The following is a 17,044-nucleotide window of genomic DNA, read 5'->3' as shown; positions in this document are numbered from 1 at the left end:
TGGTCTGCAGATCCTGTGGGCTCCCGAGCCGGAGCCGCGCATGATCTGCACTCCAAACCGGCTCAGCCCACCCGCCAGCCGGAGCCGAACCACGCGAAGCTGCCGTCCAGCATGCCATCGGCCGCGGCGGCGAGCGCCGAGGGCCCGTCCTGTCCGGCGGCGAGGCGCGAATGCAGCTCGGGCATCAGGCGCGCGGCCACGTGGTCCGGGACGTCGGTCAGCGGCGCCACGACGGCCTTCACCCCCATGGCCAGGAGACTCGAGGTGAGCCCCAGGGCCTCGTCGCCGGGCCGCAGCCGCCCGCGCCCGGCGCCGCACGCCGACAGCACCACAAGCGAGGCCCGGATCGGCACCTGTTCGAGCTCGTGCGCGAACAGCGCGCCGCCGTGCAGCCGCAGCGAGGAGAACAGGGGGCTGTCCTCGCGGTGCCGCCCGTGCGCGGCGAGGTGGACGACGTCGTACGCGGCCAGCGCCGCCGTGACCGCGGCCGGCTCCGCAGGGATCGTCAGCGCCCCGGGCCAATGGCCCGCGACCCGCGCGCATTCGTGGCGGGCCAGCGCCAGCCCCGGGCCGGCGGCGACGGCGACGCGGGGCGGCCGGCCGAGTTCCGTGCGGCCCGCGTCCCACGCGCCGACGGAGCGGCTCAGCGTCACGCCCCGGCCGCGCAGGCCCGGCAGCATGCCCCACGGCAAGCGGGCCAGCGCCCCGCTGGGGACCACGACGATCGGCCCTTCGGCGACCGGGCCGGGCAGGATCGCGTCCTCGAGCCGGGCGAGGGAGTCGCCGAGGGAGGACAGCACGACGGCGGCGAGCGGCCCCGCGGGTGCCTGCGCCGCGGCGGCCGCATCGGCGACGGCTCGGTCCACGAGCTCGGTGATCCGGGGCCGGTCCCCGAGCCGCTCGAGGCGGGCGGGCCGCCCCGGTTCCACGGCCACCACGTGCAACGCGTCCCCGGCCCAGAAGTAGCTCAGCACGCTGGCCGGCCCCCACGCGGCGCGGGAGAGGCGCGGCCCGGGCCCGGCCCGCGCCTCGGACCGGCCGGACCAGTAGTGCTCGCGCAGACGGTGTTCGATCCCCGCGGCCTCGGCCCGCAGCCGCCCCGCCTCGGAGGGCCCGGCCGTGCGGACCTCCTCGTGGTGCCGGCGCAGGCTGGACCACAGCCCGGCGACCCGTGCGTCGCCCGGTGGGTGCACGGAAGGGACCCCCTGGAGGGCGTGGCGCCAGCGTTCGGTGGCGCGCAGGGCGGCCCACGCGTCGCCACCGGCCGCGGCCCGGGCGAGGTCGATCCGCATGACGGGCGCCAAGTGGACCGCGACGGCGGTGCGCAGGTCCAGGCTGGCCACGCCGGCCCGGGCGGCGGCCGTGTCCCGGGCGGCGGCTCGCAGGAGCCTCCCGCGGGCGGCGGGATCCTGCGCCGTCGCGAGCTGGGCGAGCACGGCCAGAATCCGCGTCGAGAGGTACGGCGAGGCGCGCATCCGCCGCAAGCGCGCCCGGGCGTCGGCCGGCAGGGCGGGGGAGTCCGACGCCGGGGCCCCGCCCGGGTGCCGCGCCGCGACGAGGGCACGGGGTGGCTCGGGCGCCGAAGCGGTGAAGCCGGCGGGGTTGCCTGGCCCGTCCGCACCGGAGGCGGCGCGGCCCGTGGCGATGAGGGCCAGCGCGATGGCCCGGTCGGCGAGCCACGGCCTGCCGGCGTGGCGCGCCGCCGCGGCGAGGGCGGTGGCCTGGTCGGCGAGCAGGGCCGGATCCATGGACTCGACGGGACCGGAGCCCAGGAGCAGGGCCTCGAGCCGGACGGCCTCCGCCTCCTGGGCGCGGGCGTCCTCGCCGCGCTCGGTGGACTCGGCCACGACGGCGGCGGCGAGCCGGACGGCATCGGCGGGGCGGCCGGCCAGCACCGCGCAGCGCGCCTGGTCCAGCCGGGCCTCGCCGCATTCCGCGGCCAGCCCGGCGTCCCGCAGTTCGCCGACCGCCTGCTCGATCAGCGGTGCGGCGTCCTCGACAAGCCCGGCCTCCATCAGCACGCGGGCACGGTCGTGGCGCGCGACGGAGCGGTCGACCTCGACGTCCAGCCCGTCCGCCTCCGCCATGATGCGCAGGGCCGCCGGCAGGTCGCCGCGCAGGTACTCGACGAAGCCCAGGTTGTGGAGGGCCATAAAACGGTAGGCGGGCAGGGCGTCGGAGAGCCGGGCGGCCTCCCGGAGATCGTCGGCCGCCTCGGCGAGGGATCCGGTGCGGGAGCCGATCGTCCCCTTGTTGAGCAGGAGCCGCACGCGGTCGTCGACGGGCAGGGATCCGGAGAGTCCGACGGCGGGGCGCAGCTGGCCGAGTGCCGCGTCGAAGTCCCCGGCGCGGGCCAGCAGGACGCCGGATTGGATGTGGGCGAGCGCGCGGACACCGTCGCTGCCGGCGGCGGCCGCCTCGGCGCTCACGGCGCGGATCGCCGCCAGCGCGGCGGGCAGCCCTTCTTCGTCGCACGTGAGCCACGATTCGGTCAGCCGGATGCGCCAGCCGAGCTCGCGCGCGGCCAGGGCCTGATCTCCGGCTCCGCCGATCTCGTCGTCCCGGCCGGCCCCGCGCCTTCCGCCGCCGGCGCTCCTGCCGACGCCGCCGCCGGGCCCGCGGCCGGAACCGGTCAGCGGCCCCGCGCCCGCCGGAGGCCAGGATTGGCGCAGCCTGCTGCGCGCCTCGTCCAGGTGTGCGCGGGCCTGGGGCAGCCGGTACTGGGCGATCGCCGCCCGCGCGGCCTGGTACGCCTCGTCGGCGGCGGCCAGCGGGTCGGTGGAGGGCATCTCAGAACTCGATCACCGGCGTCATCACGGGCTTGCCGCCCGGTTCGGCGGGGTGGAGCAGGAACCGCAGCGGCCCGCGGGGCACGTCCCGCCAGACCAGCCGGCCGTGGGCGTCGGACGTGGTCCAGTGCGCCGTGGTGCCGGAGATGAGCGCGACGTCGATGCCGCCCCCGGTGACCCAGCCGTCGATCCGCAACGCCCCGGCGTCGTCCTCCGCCGTGCGCAGCATGAGCTGCAGTGCCGAGCTCGTGAACGTCACCGTGTCCGTGGGGCTGGCCTCCCCGGCCCGCAGCGCCAGGTGCGCCCCGTCCAGGAGCGTGGCGATCTCGGCGTCGACGGCCGCGAGCGAGACCGCGAAGACCACGTCGTCGTCGAGGGACGCCGGGGGCGGGTCGGCGGCGTCGTAGAGCCGGGCGATGTCCTGGAGCAGGGCCGCGTCGACGGCGTCGAGGGGGGAATCGTGCTCGTTCATGAGGGGCTCCAGGAGGGATCGGCGGCGAGTGAGGCGCGCAGCGCCGCGAGGCAGCGGCCGCGGGTCGGGCCGATCGACCCGACGGGGATGCCGAGTGCCTCGGACAGGGACGCGTAGTCGGGCGGGCCGCCACGGCTCACCACCCGCAGGATGGCCTGGCAGCGCGGCGTCAGGCGGGACACGTGCGTCCAGAGGACGCGTTGCGCCTCGTGGCGCAGCAGCGCCTCCGCGGGACCCGGCGCCGGATCCCCGGGGTCCGGCCCGCGGCGGACCGCCCCGTCGTCGTCCGCGTCCTCCCACGGCAGGGAGCGGCGGCGCTCGCGGCTGATCCGCCACGCCTCGCGGCGCACGGTAGTGCCGAGCCACGCGAGCACGGTGCGCGGATCCCGCACGGTGTCCGCCTTGTCCACGAGCCGCAGCCACGCCGTCTGCACGACGTCCTCCGCGTCGGCGCGCTCGAGCCCGCACGCGCGCGCCACGTGCCACAAGGTGGGGTTCAGCAGCCGAACGAGCGGCTCGATCCGCCCGCGGCGGCCGTCCTGGAACGCCGCGAACAGCTCCGCGGCCTCCTCGACGAGGCTCGTGGTGGCGGTCATGGCCTCTCCCAGTCCAGCGTGTGGGCGAGGGCGTCCCAGGCCCGGTCCAGGCGGGCGGCGACGTCGACGGCCGTGGAGTCGAGCAGCCCGGCGGCCAGCTCGGCGGCGAGCACGGGGGCCGCGAAGGACGTGCCGCTCCAGACGCCGAAGCCGCCGGAGAAGTCGTCCGGATCCAGTGTGGCCCGGCGTGGTTCCACCTCCCGCAGCGCCGCCGACATCTGCAAGTGGCCGCGCAGGTGGACGGGCATCGTGGAGACCAGGGCGGCACCCGGCCGGTGGCACGCCACCCACGCGCCCGCGTTGCTGAAGTACGCCACCGAGCCGTCCGGATTAAGCGCCCCGACGCCGACGAGGGGCGCGAGCGCCGGGTCGGCGGGGCCGTCGCAGAACCCCGCCGGGAACATCGGCGCCGTCGTGGAGTTGTTCCCGGCAGCGGCGACCACGAGGACGCCGAGCCGGCCGAGGTCCTCGAGCAGGGCGCGCAGCGGGGCGTCCGCGAGCCGGTCCCGCGGCTCCTCGTGGTAGTAGCCCAGGGACAAGCTGAGGACGTCGACGAGGTCTTCGGCGTTGCCCGCGGCGAGGGCGTCGATCTGGCGCGTGCGCAGCGATTCGAGGGTGGCGATGAGGCAGGATTCGGCGACCACGCCGTCGTCGGTCATGACCGGGATGCCGAGGATCCGCGCCGCCGGGCAGAGCTGGCGGACCAGGCCCGCGATGAACGTGCCGTGCCCGGCGAACGGGAGCAGCATCCCGTCGAGCGGGTTGCGCACCGGCTCGGGGACCGCGGATCCCGGGACCGTGCCGTGGCGGCCCAGCAGCTGCCCGTCCGCATAGACCTCGGCGGTGGCGGAGGCCGGGTCGCGGAACCAGGGATGGTCCTCGAGCCCCGTGTCCGGGACCACGACGACCGGGGCCCGCTTGAACCGCGGGGCGTTCGCCGCCGGGTCCGGCAGGACGACGGCGACCGGCGTGCGCCCGCCGAGGCCCGGTGAGGCGTATCCCGTGGACGGCGAGCCGACGCCCGCGTAGTAGGGCACCCCGGCGTAGTACGGCACGCCCGTCCAGTCAGGGCCTCCCGACGCGTCCGCGCCGGGCTCGCCCATGCCCGCGTAGTAGGGGACGGCCGTCATGAGGTGGTCGAGCGAGACGCCGTCGGCGACCCCGGCGCGACGCAGGGCCGCGAGCAGGCGCCAGGCGTCGGCGTCGTCCTCCTCGGCGTGCAGGAGCAGGCGCGAGGTCTCGGTTGCGGGCCCGAGCGAGGCGAGGGGGTCGGCGGCGGTGGCGGGATCGCCGGTCCCGCCGCTGGGCGTGCGGCCGGGATCGCGGCGCCGGGACGGAACGCCGAGCGGCGTCGGCTCGACCTTGATCCCGAGCTTGCCGGCGACCTCGTTGATGGCGTCGATGCGGCCGGGCGAGTCTCCGGCGGGGGCGTGCAGGAGCAGCGCGTGCGCGACGTAGACGGTCGCGGAGCCGCCGGGCGCCACCGCCACGCGGGCGTTCCAGGCCGCGGCGACGAGCGGATCGAGCTGCGGGAACGGGTTGCCGGCGGTTTTCAGGCGTTCGGTCATGACGGTCCTCTCAGGTGGTTCCTGATACCTAGGAGGGCCCCGGGACCGCGGTGATACATCCCCCGGGGGTTTCCGCTGATCCACCCTGCCGCCATGATCCCACCGACGCGGCGGAGAGAACACCCCGCGTGGCGTCCCGACGCTTGGGAGGCTACGCCCAGTCGATCGCGTCCAGGAGCTGCCGGCCCTCGGCCAGGTAGGCCTCGCGCTCGGCCGGCGGGACCATGGAGCCGCCCGTGGACCAGACCACGTGGTTCGCGCGGGCCATCCGGGCGTCGTCGAGCCCGAACGCCGCCCGGTAACCGGCGTCCGCGAGTACGCGCCACGGCCCGGGGAAGCCGGCCGTCGCGGACGGTTCGACGGCGATGCCCTCCTCGGCGTGCAGGAGCGCGACGAGCGCCTTGAGGCGTTCGTCGGAGACGGTCGCGAAGCCGTCGATGAGCCCCCCGACGCGCTCGCCGACGAGCCGCGAGGGCCGCCCCACGGCGAGCCCGTCGGCGGCCGTGCGCCCGTCGAGGCCGATGTCGGCCACGGAGATCCGGTCGTGCAGCCCCGTGCGGACGCCGAGCGACATGCAGGGCGCGTGCGTGGGCTCGGCGAACACGCAGTGCACGTCGTCGCCGAAGACCAGCTTGAGCCCGTAGGCGACGCCGCCCGGCCCGCCGCCGACCCCGCACGGGAGGTGCACGAACAGCGGGTGGTCGGCATCGACGTCGCACTCCAGGGCCCGCAGCTGCGCCGCGAGACGCGCGCCGGCCACTGCGTAGCCCGCGAAGAGGCTCAGCGAGGCCTCGTCGTCGACGAAGTGCACGGACGGATCCGCGGTGGCCTCGGCGCGCCCGGCGGCGACGGCGGCGGTGAAGTCGCCGGAGTGCTCGATCACCTCGACCCCGCGGGTGCGCAGGAGCTCCTTCTTCCAGGCGCGGGCGTCGTGGGACATGTGCACGGTGGTGGCGAGGCCGAGCTCCGAGGCGGCGATGCCGATGGAGAGCCCCAGGTTGCCGGTGGATCCGACGGCGATGCCGTGCCGGGCGAGGACCCCGCGCGCCGCCGGGGTGGTGAGCGCGCGGGTGTCGTCGCCGGGGCGCAGGACGCCCGCGTCGGCGGCGAGGCGCTCGGCGAGCTCGAGGACCTCGTGGATGCCGCCGCGGGCCTTGATGGAGCCGCTCACGGGCAGGGCGTCGTCGCGCTTGATCCAGAGCCGGCCCGGCAGTCCGCGGCCCAGGCGCCGGCCGAGCGCGGCCTGCATCCGCGGCGCGCCCTGGAGAGGGGACTCGAGGATGCCGTGCGTGGGACCCGTGTCCGCGAAGCGCTCGGCGAACCACGGCGCGAAGCGGCGGAAGCGGGCGCGGGCCGCCTCGACGATCGCCGGGTCCAGTCCCGATGCGGCGAGAACGACGCCGGTGCGGGCCGGCTCCGCGCGGAACCACGCCGTCTCCTCGGCGCGGGCGAGGGCCGCGACGACGGGGTCGGCGAGGAGGTCGGGAGGGGCGTCTTGCCTCATATCAAGATGCCCGCATAGTTGTAGGTGCAGGACGCGATTCGTCGCCTCCAGCCCATCCGAGCCCCCGCCCACGCGGGGGTTTCGAGTTTAAGGCGACCATAGGTACTCCCGTCGAGTGATCTTCTTGAGGTCTTTACGGATGGAGTTCAGGGCCTTGATCGCCTCGGGATGCCGCTCCGGCTGTTCATGGCGGATACGAGTCAAGAAGAACGTGGCAAGGTCAGCCGCTTGCAAGAGCCGGCTGTGGTCCGAGGGGCCGAAGTAGATGGTGTCGAGGAAGTTGGACAGCGTCAGCCGTGTGAACCCGTTAAGTGGCGCGCGGCGTAGCCCGGCGAAGCGCGTTCGGCTGTCCTTCGCCGTGTGGTGTTCGTCGGCGATCACCAAGACGTTTGGTCCCTTCCCGCCCTTTGAGCTGGTGTGCTCTTGCATGGACTCGAGGGACTGGCACACCGCGAGCACGTGGGGATCGTGCGCCACGGAGTAGCGTTGGCGCAGGGCGCGGACGTCGACGCCGCGGAGGAAGAAATCCGCGCCTGAGTCCCCCAGTGCCTTGGCCGCCAAACGGCACGCTCGAGTCCGGATCGGGATGGGGACGGACTTCCACGCTCCACGGCCTTGGAAGACATCGGTGGCTTGGAACTCCGTCGTCGGATCGAATCCCGGGATCTGGTCGGAAATCAGCTGGCCGATTCCGTTCATCTGTTCCTCGATGAACCTGGCTTGATGTTCGGTGACGAGAAGGGACCGACGTAGTAGAAATTCCCCTTCGCTCCTCGGCTCGACTCGTCGAGGTACGCCAACAACATGGCTAGCTTGGCTCCTTCCGTCGAAGAGACAGTCACGTGAAGCGAATCTATCCGACGCGTCCGACAACAAGCCTGCGGCGGTGGTTCCCTCCGTCGTTGAGATGCGCCGCGTCGACGGACGCACGGGGCCGGATTCGTCTGGCCCGCGAGGGCGCTCAGTCCGCCGGACCCGGCCGTCCGGCGTCGTTCCCGGAATCGCGGGCGCGCGCCGCCCGGGCGCCGCGGGAGCGCAGTTCGTCGATCCCCAAGTAGGCCAGGAGGCCCGCCGCGCCGATGAAGGCGATCGTGGGCAGGGGCGAGCCCGCGGCCAGTCCGGTGAACGAGGCCGCGAGGACCAGTAGCCCGGTCACGGTGACGAGGATCTTGAGCCAGAGGGGTGCGGAGCGCATGGATCCATCGTTGCACGGGGCGGGTTCGCCGTGGGAGAACGGGGCGGAAAACTATTGGCACTCTCGAGGGTAGAGTGCTAAATTCGAGACAAGTTGAGCGCATGACGCTCAACTCTGGCGGAGGCCGAATCCGCCACCGAACCGCCGATGGCACGCACGGTGCCACACCACAGGAGTTGATCAACATGGCTACGAACTTCGATCCGTTCCGCGAACTCGACCGCATGGCCGGCGCGCTGCTCGACAACCGCCAGGGCCTGCGCGAGATGCCCATGGACCTCTACCGCCAGGGCGACCGCTACATCCTCGACGCCGACCTGCCGGGCATCGACCCCGGTTCCGTGGACATCGACGTCGACGGCCAGCTGCTCACCATCCGCGCCGAGCGCACGCTCTCGGGCGCGGAGGGCGTGAAATGGCTCAACCGCGAACGCCGCGGCGGCAGCTTCCTGCGCCAGCTCAACCTCGGCCAGGGCGTCGACACGGAGAACATCACCGCCCGCTACGAGAACGGCGTGCTGTCCGTGGTCATCCCGGTCCGCGAGAGCGCCAAGCCGCGCAAGATCGCCGTCCGGACCGGCGAGCACGCCGAGGTCGGAGAGCTCGCCGGCTCGGAGGCCTCCGAGCAGTAGGCCGCACTCCTGCCGAGCGGCGCATCGCCGCCCGGTCCGACGCGCCCGGTTCCGGCGGACCTCCTGGTCCGCGGGAGCCGGGCGCCCGCGTGTCGGCGCCGCCCGCCGGCCCCTCCCGGCATCCCTCCGCGACGACGACCCGGAGGGGGATCCCGGGGGCATGATGGGTAGGTACAGCGGACGGCCGGCGGCAGTGAGGGGCGTATGGAACGGAACGACGGCGGGGCGCGCCGGGCCTGGGGCGTCGCCGCGGCCTGCGTGGCGGCGGGCGGCGGGCTGCTGCATGTCGTGCTCTGGATGCACGGAGCGCTTGCCCCCGACCCCGGCTACGTGTTCCACGCCGGACTCTCGGGCCACGGCTGGATGCTCGTCACCTACGTCCTGACCGCGGCGGCCGCGGTGGGGATGCTCGCGCTCGGCGGGACGTTCACGGAGGGGGCGCGGATCGATCCCGCCGCATGCGCCCTCGAAGGCGATGCTTCCGGGCTGCTGCTCGTCTGCGGGGAGGAGTCCATCGCGATCCCTCCGGAAGGGTGATGCCGGCGGCCCGGGCCGCGCCGGAGCCTCAGCGGCCCGCCGGCTCCGGCCCGGGGGCGGTTTCCGTGCCGGCGGCCTGCAGGGCCGCGGCGGTGATGCGGCGCATCATCGACCCGAAGATGTGGCCGTGAAACGGGGCCACTGACCACCAGTAGAGCCGCCCGGCGAGCCCGCGGGGGAAGAAGACGGCCCGCTGGCGGTACAGGCTGCCGGATCCCCGCGGTTCGATCGTGAACTCGAGCCACGCGTTTCCGGGGACGCGCATCTCCGCGCGAAGCCGCAGGAGCCGGTCCTGCTCCACTTCCTCGACGCGCCAGAAGTCGACGACGTCGCCGAGCAGGAGGCGCGTGCTGCTGCGGCGGCCGCGCCGCAGTCCCACGCCGCCGGCGAGCTTGTCGATCAGCCCGCGGACGCCCCAGGCGCCCGGCAGCGAGTACCAGCCGTTTCCTCCGCCGATTCCCTGGACGACGCCGAACACGGCTTCCGGGGGAGCGTCGACGTCGAGCTCGCGGACGTCGACGTAGACGGGGCGCCCGGCCCAGTCAGGATCGCTGGGCAACGGGTCGGCGGGCTGGGCGACGGCGTGCGCGGTGGCCCACGAGGTCTCCACGGCGTCGGTGCCGATCTTCTCCAGGGCGAGTTCCACGGCCCGGCGGTAGGGCGTCAGTCCGCCGGCGGGGCGCGGGACGAGGTGGTCTATGCGCCGTTCGCGCACCACGCAGTCGTGTTGCAGGGAGCCGACGAGTGGAACGGCGAGCGAGCGCGGGATCGGCGTCACGAGGTTCACCCATTGGGCGGCCAGCCATGGCGTGAGGACGGGGAGCGGGAGGATCGCGGGCCGCCGCAGTCCCGCGGCCTCGGCGTAGAGGCGCATCATGTCGGCGTAGCTGTGCGCTTCCGGGCCTCCGACGTCGAACGCCCCTGAGGTTCCGGCAGGCAGCGAGGCGCACGCGCACAAGTAGTGCAGGGCGTCGCGCACGGCGATGGGCTGGACGCGATTGAGCACCCACCGCGGCGCGGGCATGACGGGCAGGACTTCGGTCAGGTGCCGCACCATCTCGAAGCTCGCCGAGCCGGATCCGATGACGAGCCCCGCCTGGAGGACCACCGTGGGGACTCCCGACGCGGACAGGAGCTCTCCCACGCGCACCCGGGAGCGCAGGTGCCGGCTGAGCTCCCCGTCGGGATGCAGCCCCGAGAGGTAGACGATCCGCCCCACGCCACGGGTCCGGGCGGCCTCGGCCATCACGCGGGCACAGCGTTCCTCGGCGTCTTCGAAGTCCGGATGCCCGCCCATGGAATGCACCAGGTAGTAGAGGGTGTCCACACCGGCGCACAGGCGTTCGGCCGCCTCCCGCTCCTCGCAGCTTCCCTCGACCACCTCGACCGACCCCGCCCAGGGGATGTCGCGCAATCGGGCCGCGCGGCGGGTGAGGACGCGGACCTCGTGGCCGGCCTCGATCAGCCGAGGCACGAGGCGGCCGCCGATGTAGCCGGTGGCTCCCGCGACGGCGATGCGGCTCATGCGTCGCCCGTTTCCCTCGGCCCGCTGGACGCCGGCGGGCGTCCACCCGCTTCTCCCGTTGCCCGAAGGCGTTTCACGGTGCGTTCCCGCCGCCAGCGCAGCAGGGCCGTGCCGAGGGCGACGGCGCCGGCCGCCACCGCCGCGGCCCACGCGATCGGCGGCGACGCCGGTCCGTCGCCCAGCCGGCCCGCAGCGATCCAGGCCAGTCCCCACGCGAGGGCCAGGGAGGGGCCGATGCGTCCACGCCCGTAGGCGGCGACCGCGAGCCCGACGACGACCGCTACGGCGAGCACCGCGATCCCGGCCGGCTCCACCCAGTCCGCCCAGTCCTGGCGCCCGCTTCCCGGGGCCGGTGTTCCGGTCGCGCCGACGCCGAGCGAGCCGAGCCAGCCGGCCGCGTTGGCGACCGTGGCCACGGACACCCAGCCCAGGTACAGGCCGAACGTCCCGTCCACCAGCACGAGCTCGGAACGCGCGGCGCCGCGGCGCTCGCCCAGGAGCATCAGGATCCGGCACAGCACGGCGAGCAGCACCACGATCACGATGAGGCTCAGCCAGAGGAGCCCGGCCTGGACCACCCAGATCCAGACGCCGTTGAGCAGGGCCGAGGCGGCGGCCCACGGGCGCAGTCGCGCGTGGAAGGCGCTGCCGCGCGAGAGCGGCAGGAGTTGCAGCACGGCGTAGCCCGCCAGCCCCGCGTAGATCACCGACCAGATGCGGAACGCCCCCGTGCCGGGTGCGAGGGGAGTGCTGTCGGAGTCCAGCCATCCGCCGGCGGCCTCCTGGATCGGCGTGCCGCCCGCCGCGCCGCTGCCGACGAACGCGAGGAAGATCGCCGCGGCGACCGCGGCGGCCGTCCCGAGGGCGGGAGCGATACCTCCGGCGGGGGCCCCGATGTGCGCGGCGCCGCGCGTGTCCGCGTGTGGATTTTCGGTCATGGCAATCAGTGTCCTCCTGCTGGCGGGACGGCCCGAACTCCTTGCTAGCCAATCTAACAATAAACTAAGTAAGATACTTCCATGGATGATGCGAGCGCGGACACCGCGACCCTGGCCCCGGACCGGCCCCCGGCGCCCGACGCCGGGACGATCCGACCGGCGATCGACGGCGACATCCACGCGGTCCAGTCCCTGCTGGCCAGCCAGCTCGCGCGGCAGAGGCGGCGGGCGGAACGGCTCTCCGCCGAGGCCGCCCGGCTGTGGCGCCGGCTCGAGTCCACGGTACCGGGCGGCAAGATGACCCGGCCGCGTCTCGTGGCCCTCGGCTTCGACGCCTTCGGCGGAGGGGACCGGGAACCGATGCACCGACTGGCCTGCGCGTTCGAACTGCTCCACGCGGCCCTGCTCATCCACGACGACGTGATCGACCGCGACGTCCTGCGCCGCGGAAACCCGACCGTCGGGGCGTCCTACGCCGAACGCGCCGCGGCGCAACGCGCGCCGCACGCCCGCCACGCCGGCGACAGCGTCGCGATCATCGCCGGGGACCTGCTCCTGGCCGCCGCGGTCCGGCTCGCCGCCGACGCGGTCGCCGGCCGGCGGGAGGCGGACGACGTCCTCGACGCCTTCCACGGGGCCGTCGAGGCCGCGGCCGCCGGCGAGCTCGAGGACGTGCTGTTGTCCTGGGGCGACGAACCCGCACCGCTCGCGGACGTGCTGCGCATGGAACGGCTCAAGACCGCCTACTACTCCTTCGAGGCCCCGTTGCGCGCGGGCGCCCTCCTCGCCGGGGCGGATCCCGTCGCGGCCGCCGCGCTCGCCGCCGTCGGACGGGAGCTCGGCGCCGCCTACCAGATCGCAGACGACGTCCTCGGGACGTTCGGGCACCCGGGAGCCACGGGCAAGCCGTCGGACTCCGACCTGCGCGAGGGCAAGAGCACCGTACTGACCGCCCTCGCCGTCCAGGACCCGGAGGCCGCGTCGCTCCTGCGCGCCGACCGGGACGCGCGGCGCCGCGGGGAGGACCCCGACCCCGCCGCGGCCAAGCGCGCGCTGCAGGCCAGCGGCGCGCCCGGGGAGGCGCGGCGCATCGCCTCCGCGCTCTGCCGGTCCGCGCTCGACCGCGCGGCCGGGCTCAAGCTGCCGTCCGGCGTCGTCCTCGAGATCGAGCGGCTCGGTGCCCTCGTGATGCAGCGGTGCAGCTGAGATGCGCCCGACCCCGCTCGGCCTCTACACCCGGACCGCCGCCCACGGCTCCGGCATGGTCCTGGAGGCCTACTCGACGTCGTTCTCGCTGGCCTGCCGGCTGCTCGGGCGCCGCACCCGCGCCCACATCGCCAACGTCTACGCCCTGGTCCGGCTGGCCGACGAGGTCGTCGACGGCGTCGCCGCCGAGGCGGGCCTGCCGCCCGAGCGGATCGCGGCCGCTCTCGACGGGCTGGAAGAGGAGACGGAGGCCGCGCTCGCCTGCGGCTACAGCACCAACCTCGTGGTCCACGCTTTCGCGGCCACGGCCCGCGCGCACGGCATCGGCCCGGAGCTGACCCGCCCCTTCTTCGCCTCCATGCGCGCCGATGTCCACGCCCGCAGCTACACCGCCGCCGAGCTCGGGAGCTACATCTACGGCTCCGCCGAGGTCGTCGGGCTGCTGTGCCTGCGCGTCTTCTCCGCGATGCCCGGCACCGCACCCGGCCACGACGCCGAGCTCGAGGCCTCCGCCCGCGCGCTCGGCGCCGCGTTCCAGAAGGTCAACTTCCTGCGCGACCTCGCCGCCGACTCCGCCGGGCTCGGCCGCAGCTACCTGCCCGGCACTGCCGGCGGGACGCTCAGCGAGGCGCGGAAGGCGGAGCTCGTCGCCGAGATCCGCGCGGACCTCGACGCCGCCCGGTCCGGCATCTCCTACCTCGACCACCGTGCCGCGCGCGCCGTCCAGCTGGCCCACCGCCTCTTCGGCCGCCTGCTGCTCCAGCTCGAGCGCACCCCGGCGGCCGGGATCGCGGCCCGCCGCGTCCGCGTCGGCCCCGTCCGCAAGGCCGCGATCGCCGCGTCGGTACTCGCCGTGCCGCTCCCGGGACGGGCGCCCTCCCGCGCCCCGCGCCCGGGACGCCCGGAACCCGAGGGGCGCCCGGAACCCGTGCCGCGCCCGGGGCGGGCGGCGTGAGCGGGCCGGGCTCCGTCGTCGTCATCGGGGCGGGATTCGCGGGACTGGCGACGGCGGGGCTGCTCGCCGCCGCTGGCCACCGGGTCACCGTGCTGGAGCAGCATCCCGTGCCCGGCGGCCGCGCGGGGCGGATCGAGGACCGCGGCTTCCGCTTCGACACGGGCCCGTCCTGGTACCTCATGCCGGACGTCATCGACCACTGGTTCCGGCTCATGGGCAGCAGCGCCGCCGCCGAGCTGGACCTGGTCCGGCTGGATCCCGGCTACCGCACGTGGTTCGAGGGCTCGTCCGAGCCGCTGGACCTCACCGCCGGGCCGCGGGCGCTCGAGGCCTTCGACCGGCTCAGCTCCGGGGCCGGGCCCGCGCTGCGCCGCTACCTCGACGACGCGCGCGAGAGCCACGACCTGGCGCTCGGGCACTTCCTCTACGAGGACTTCGCGACGCCGTCGGCCTTCCTGCGGCCCGAGGTGCTGCGCCGCGCCCCGCGCCTGGCCGGGCTGCTCGCCGGGAGCCTCGAGGGGCACGTGGCCCGGCGCTTCGCCGACCCGCGGATGCGCCAGGTCCTGGGCTACCCGGCCGTCTTCCTGGGCAGCAGCCCGGCCCGCACGCCGGCGCTCTACCACCTCATGAGCCACCTCGACCTGGGCCAGGGCGTCCTGTATCCGCAGGGCGGTTTCGCGGCGCTCGTCGATGCGATGGTCCGCCTCGTCGAGGGCGCCGGGGTCCGGCTGGTCACGGAGGCGCGGGCGCGCCGGATCCTGACGGCGCGGCGCGGTGCCGCGCGGGCCCGGGTCACGGGCGTCCAGTACGACGACGGGGCGGGCACCGTGCGCACGATCGCCGCCGACACGGTGGTCGCCGCCGCGGACCTGCACCACGTCGAGACCGCCCTGCTCCCGGCGGAGCTGCGCACGCATCCGGAGCGGCGCTGGAGGCGGCGGGACCCCGGGCCGAGCGCCGTCCTGGCGATGCTCGGGGTACGGGGACCGCTGCCGGAGCTGGCCCACCACAACCTGCTCTTCACGCGCGACTGGGCGGACAACTTCGGCCGGATCCACGCGGGACGGCCGCTGTTGCCGGAGACCAGCATGTACGTCTGCCGTCCCAGCGCCACGGACCCCTCGGTCGCGCCGGCCGGCCACGAGAACCTGTTCCTCCTGGTCCCGGCACCGGCCCGGCCGGACTGGGGCCGCGGGGGAGTGGACGGGACCGGGGATCCGGCCGTCGAGGCCGTCGCGGACGCGGCCGTGGACCAGTTGGCGGCCTGGGCCGGGATCAAGGATCTGCGCGGGCGGATCACCGTGCGCCACACGCGCGGCCCGGCGGACTTCGCCGAGACGCTCAACGCCTGGAGGGGCTCCGCCCTGGGGCCCGCGCACACCCTGGCCCAGAGCGCGTTCCTGCGCCCCGGCAACCGCAGCCGCCGCGTCGACGGGCTGCACTACGCGGGCAGCTCGGTCCGGCCCGGCATCGGTGTGCCGATGTGCCTCATCAGCGCCGAGGTCACGGCCCGGGCCGTGATGGGGCTTGCCGGCGGTGGGCGGCTGCCCGAGCCCGCCGGGAGGGCCGCGCCGTGACCTACCTGCTGATCCTGCTCGGGCTCCTCGCCTGCATGACCGCGCTCGATGCGCGGTACCGCCTCTTCCTCTTCCGCGCCCCGCTGCCGGCGCTCGCGGCCCTGGCCGTGGGCACGGCCGTGCTCCTGGCCTGGGATGCGTGGGCGATCGCCGAGGGGATCTTCCTGCACCGCGACTCGGTCTGGATGACGGGCATCATGCTCGCCGATCAACTGCCGCTCGAGGAGGCGTTCTTCCTGGTGTTCCTCTGCTACCAGTCGATGGTCCTGGTCGCCGGGCTGCAGGCCGTGCTCGCCGCCCGCGGACGGGACGGGGGCCGGGCATGAGCCTTGCCGCGATGACGTGGATCTTCCTCGGGGCGGCCGCCTTGCTGTTCACCGCGGCCCTTCTGCTGCGCCGCATCCCGCCGCGCGCCGTCCTGCCACCCGTGGGCGGGGCGCTGGCCGTGGTCCTGCTGCTGACGGCCGTGTTCGACAACCTGATGATCGCCGCCGGATTGTTCGACTACGGCGAGCACGGGCTCAGCGGCCTGCGGATCGGCCTCGCCCCCGTGGAGGACCTCGGCTACGCCGCGACCGCCGTGCTCCTCGTGCCGGCCGTGTACTGGCTCGCCGGCGGGCCCGCGGAGAGGGGGCAGGCGTGAGGACGACGGCGGACGGCGGGCGGACGTCGGCGGCCGGCACCCTCGCGGGGCTGCTCGCGACCTCCCGTCCCCTGTCGTGGATCAACACCGCCTACCCCTTCGCCGCCGCCTACCTGCTCACCGCGGGACGGGTCGACGCCGCCTTCGTGGTGGGGACGCTGTTCTTCCTGGTGCCCTACAACCTCGCGATGTACGGGATCAACGACGTCTTCGACCACGACTCCGACCTGCGCAATCCGCGCAAGGGCGGTGTCGAGGGCGCCGTGCTGGAGAAGGCGCGGCATCGAGGGGTGCTGTGGGCGGCAGGCCTGGCCGGCGCGCCGTTCGTCGCCGTCCTGCTGGCCTGGGGGACGTGGGTCTCGGCCCTCGTGCTGGCCGGTTCCCTCGCCGCCGTCTACGCCTACAGCGCCCCCGGGCTGCGCTTCAAGGAGGTGCCCGGCCTGGACTCGGCCACGTCGAGCCTGCACTTCGTCTCGCCGGCCGTGTTCGGGCTCGCGCTCGCCGGGGCGGAACCCACGCCGCAGCTGGGCGCGTTGCTGGCAGCGTTCTTCCTGTGGGGGATGGCGAGCCACGCCTTCGGGGCGGTGCAGGACGTCGTGCCGGACCGCGAGGCGGGAATCGCCTCGATCGCCACCGTGTGCGGGGCGCGGCGCACGGTCCGCGGCGCGGCCGCCGCCTACCTGCTCGCCGGGGTGCTCATGCTGACGACGGCGTGGCCGGGACCGTGGGCGGCACTCCTGGCGCTGCCCTACGTGGCCAACGTCCTGCCGTTCGCCCGGATCGACGACGCCGGGTCCGCCGCCGCGCACGCCGGCTGGCGGCGCTTCCTGTGGTTGAACTACGTGACGGGGTTCCTCGTGACCCTGCTCCTCATCGCGGCATGGTGGGGGACGCTGACATGAAGGGC

The 17,044-nt window shown here is 74.9% G+C and carries 17 protein-coding genes; 8 read left to right on the top strand and 9 right to left on the bottom strand.

The genetic code is table 11. The annotated features are described in order from the left end of the window. Positions 1-62 precede the first annotated feature (62 nt). The 7 genes from AC0QR5_RS11475 to AC0QR5_RS11445 all read right to left on the bottom strand — a co-directional run bounded on the left by AC0QR5_RS11475 (position 63) and on the right by AC0QR5_RS11445 (position 8,124). Positions 63-2,789, bottom strand: a complete 2,727-nt coding sequence (locus AC0QR5_RS11475; protein WP_329861131.1) for a CHAT domain-containing protein — start codon at positions 2,787-2,789, stop codon at positions 63-65. A gap of 1 nt (position 2,790) precedes the next feature. Next, entirely contained in the window at positions 2,791-3,261 is a 471-nt protein-coding gene (locus AC0QR5_RS11470) for a hypothetical protein (RefSeq protein WP_329861130.1), read from the bottom strand. Further along, positions 3,258-3,857: an RNA polymerase sigma factor gene (locus AC0QR5_RS11465; RefSeq protein WP_329861129.1), complete on the bottom strand. Its 600-nt coding sequence runs from the start codon at positions 3,855-3,857 to the stop codon at positions 3,258-3,260. The genes AC0QR5_RS11470 and AC0QR5_RS11465 overlap by 4 nt, the downstream gene beginning before the upstream one ends. After that, positions 3,854-5,425 carry a S8/S53 family peptidase gene (locus AC0QR5_RS11460; protein WP_329861127.1) on the bottom strand — a complete coding sequence of 524 codons (1,572 nt, stop codon included), beginning with the start codon at positions 5,423-5,425 and terminating at the stop codon, positions 3,854-3,856. The genes AC0QR5_RS11465 and AC0QR5_RS11460 overlap by 4 nt, the downstream gene beginning before the upstream one ends. A gap of 151 nt (positions 5,426-5,576) precedes the next feature. Then, a complete protein-coding gene (locus tag AC0QR5_RS11455) occupies positions 5,577-6,929 on the bottom strand; it encodes a D-serine ammonia-lyase (protein WP_329861125.1) in 1,353 nt (450 codons plus the stop codon). Positions 6,930-7,016: 87 nt separating this feature from the next. Beyond that, a complete protein-coding gene (locus tag AC0QR5_RS11450; RefSeq protein ID WP_329861124.1) occupies positions 7,017-7,628 on the bottom strand; it encodes a DUF3800 domain-containing protein in 612 nt (203 codons plus the stop codon). A 262-nt stretch (positions 7,629-7,890) separates the two neighbouring features. Then, entirely contained in the window at positions 7,891-8,124 is a 234-nt protein-coding gene (locus AC0QR5_RS11445; protein ID WP_329861122.1) for a hypothetical protein, read from the bottom strand. Positions 8,125-8,309: 185 nt separating this feature from the next. Between AC0QR5_RS11445 and AC0QR5_RS11440 the strand changes: the two genes are divergently transcribed. Continuing rightward, complete coding sequence (locus AC0QR5_RS11440; RefSeq protein WP_329861121.1) at positions 8,310-8,756, top strand: Hsp20/alpha crystallin family protein; 447 nt, start codon at positions 8,310-8,312, stop codon at positions 8,754-8,756. 204 nt (positions 8,757-8,960) lie between these two features. Continuing rightward, positions 8,961-9,293, top strand: coding sequence for a hypothetical protein (locus tag AC0QR5_RS11435; RefSeq protein WP_329861120.1), 333 nt, complete (start codon positions 8,961-8,963; stop codon positions 9,291-9,293). 28 nt (positions 9,294-9,321) lie between these two features. On the opposite strand, the gene AC0QR5_RS11430 is transcribed toward AC0QR5_RS11435, so the two are convergent. Both AC0QR5_RS11430 and AC0QR5_RS11425 read right to left on the bottom strand, forming a co-directional pair. Beyond that, positions 9,322-10,818 (bottom strand): SDR family oxidoreductase, encoded by a 1,497-nt coding sequence (locus AC0QR5_RS11430; protein WP_329861118.1) that lies wholly within the window; start codon positions 10,816-10,818, stop codon positions 9,322-9,324. Beyond that, entirely contained in the window at positions 10,815-11,756 is a 942-nt protein-coding gene (locus AC0QR5_RS11425) for a TspO/MBR family protein (protein ID WP_329861117.1), read from the bottom strand. The genes AC0QR5_RS11430 and AC0QR5_RS11425 overlap by 4 nt, the downstream gene beginning before the upstream one ends. Positions 11,757-11,837: 81 nt before the next feature. Here AC0QR5_RS11425 and AC0QR5_RS11420 point away from each other — a divergent pair, with 81 nt between their 5' ends. From AC0QR5_RS11420 to AC0QR5_RS11395, 6 genes are read left to right on the top strand one after another with little or no spacing between them, the layout of a single operon-like run. After that, on the top strand, positions 11,838-12,962 hold the full coding sequence (locus tag AC0QR5_RS11420; RefSeq protein ID WP_329861116.1) for a polyprenyl synthetase family protein: 1,125 nt from the start codon (positions 11,838-11,840) through the stop codon (positions 12,960-12,962). A gap of 1 nt (position 12,963) precedes the next feature. Then, positions 12,964-13,917, top strand: coding sequence for a phytoene/squalene synthase family protein (locus tag AC0QR5_RS11415; RefSeq protein WP_329861115.1), 954 nt, complete (start codon positions 12,964-12,966; stop codon positions 13,915-13,917). Next, positions 13,914-15,494 (top strand): phytoene desaturase family protein, encoded by a 1,581-nt coding sequence (crtI, locus tag AC0QR5_RS11410; protein ID WP_329861114.1) that lies wholly within the window; start codon positions 13,914-13,916, stop codon positions 15,492-15,494. Before AC0QR5_RS11415 ends, crtI begins: the two co-directional genes overlap by 4 nt. After that, the gene (locus AC0QR5_RS11405; protein ID WP_329861113.1) at positions 15,491-15,820 is read left to right on the top strand and encodes a lycopene cyclase domain-containing protein; all 330 of its coding nucleotides are present in this window, start codon (positions 15,491-15,493) and stop codon (positions 15,818-15,820) included. The genes crtI and AC0QR5_RS11405 overlap by 4 nt, the downstream gene beginning before the upstream one ends. After that, the gene (locus AC0QR5_RS11400) at positions 15,817-16,137 is read left to right on the top strand and encodes a lycopene cyclase domain-containing protein (RefSeq protein WP_329861111.1); all 321 of its coding nucleotides are present in this window, start codon (positions 15,817-15,819) and stop codon (positions 16,135-16,137) included. The genes AC0QR5_RS11405 and AC0QR5_RS11400 overlap by 4 nt, the downstream gene beginning before the upstream one ends. Continuing rightward, positions 16,134-17,039 (top strand): prenyltransferase, encoded by a 906-nt coding sequence (locus AC0QR5_RS11395; protein WP_430970703.1) that lies wholly within the window; start codon positions 16,134-16,136, stop codon positions 17,037-17,039. Before AC0QR5_RS11400 ends, AC0QR5_RS11395 begins: the two co-directional genes overlap by 4 nt. Positions 17,040-17,044 lie beyond the last annotated feature (5 nt).

The organism is Arthrobacter sp. J156 (genome assembly GCF_056172865.1).
This window is presented reverse-complemented; position numbering and strand designations above follow the sequence as displayed.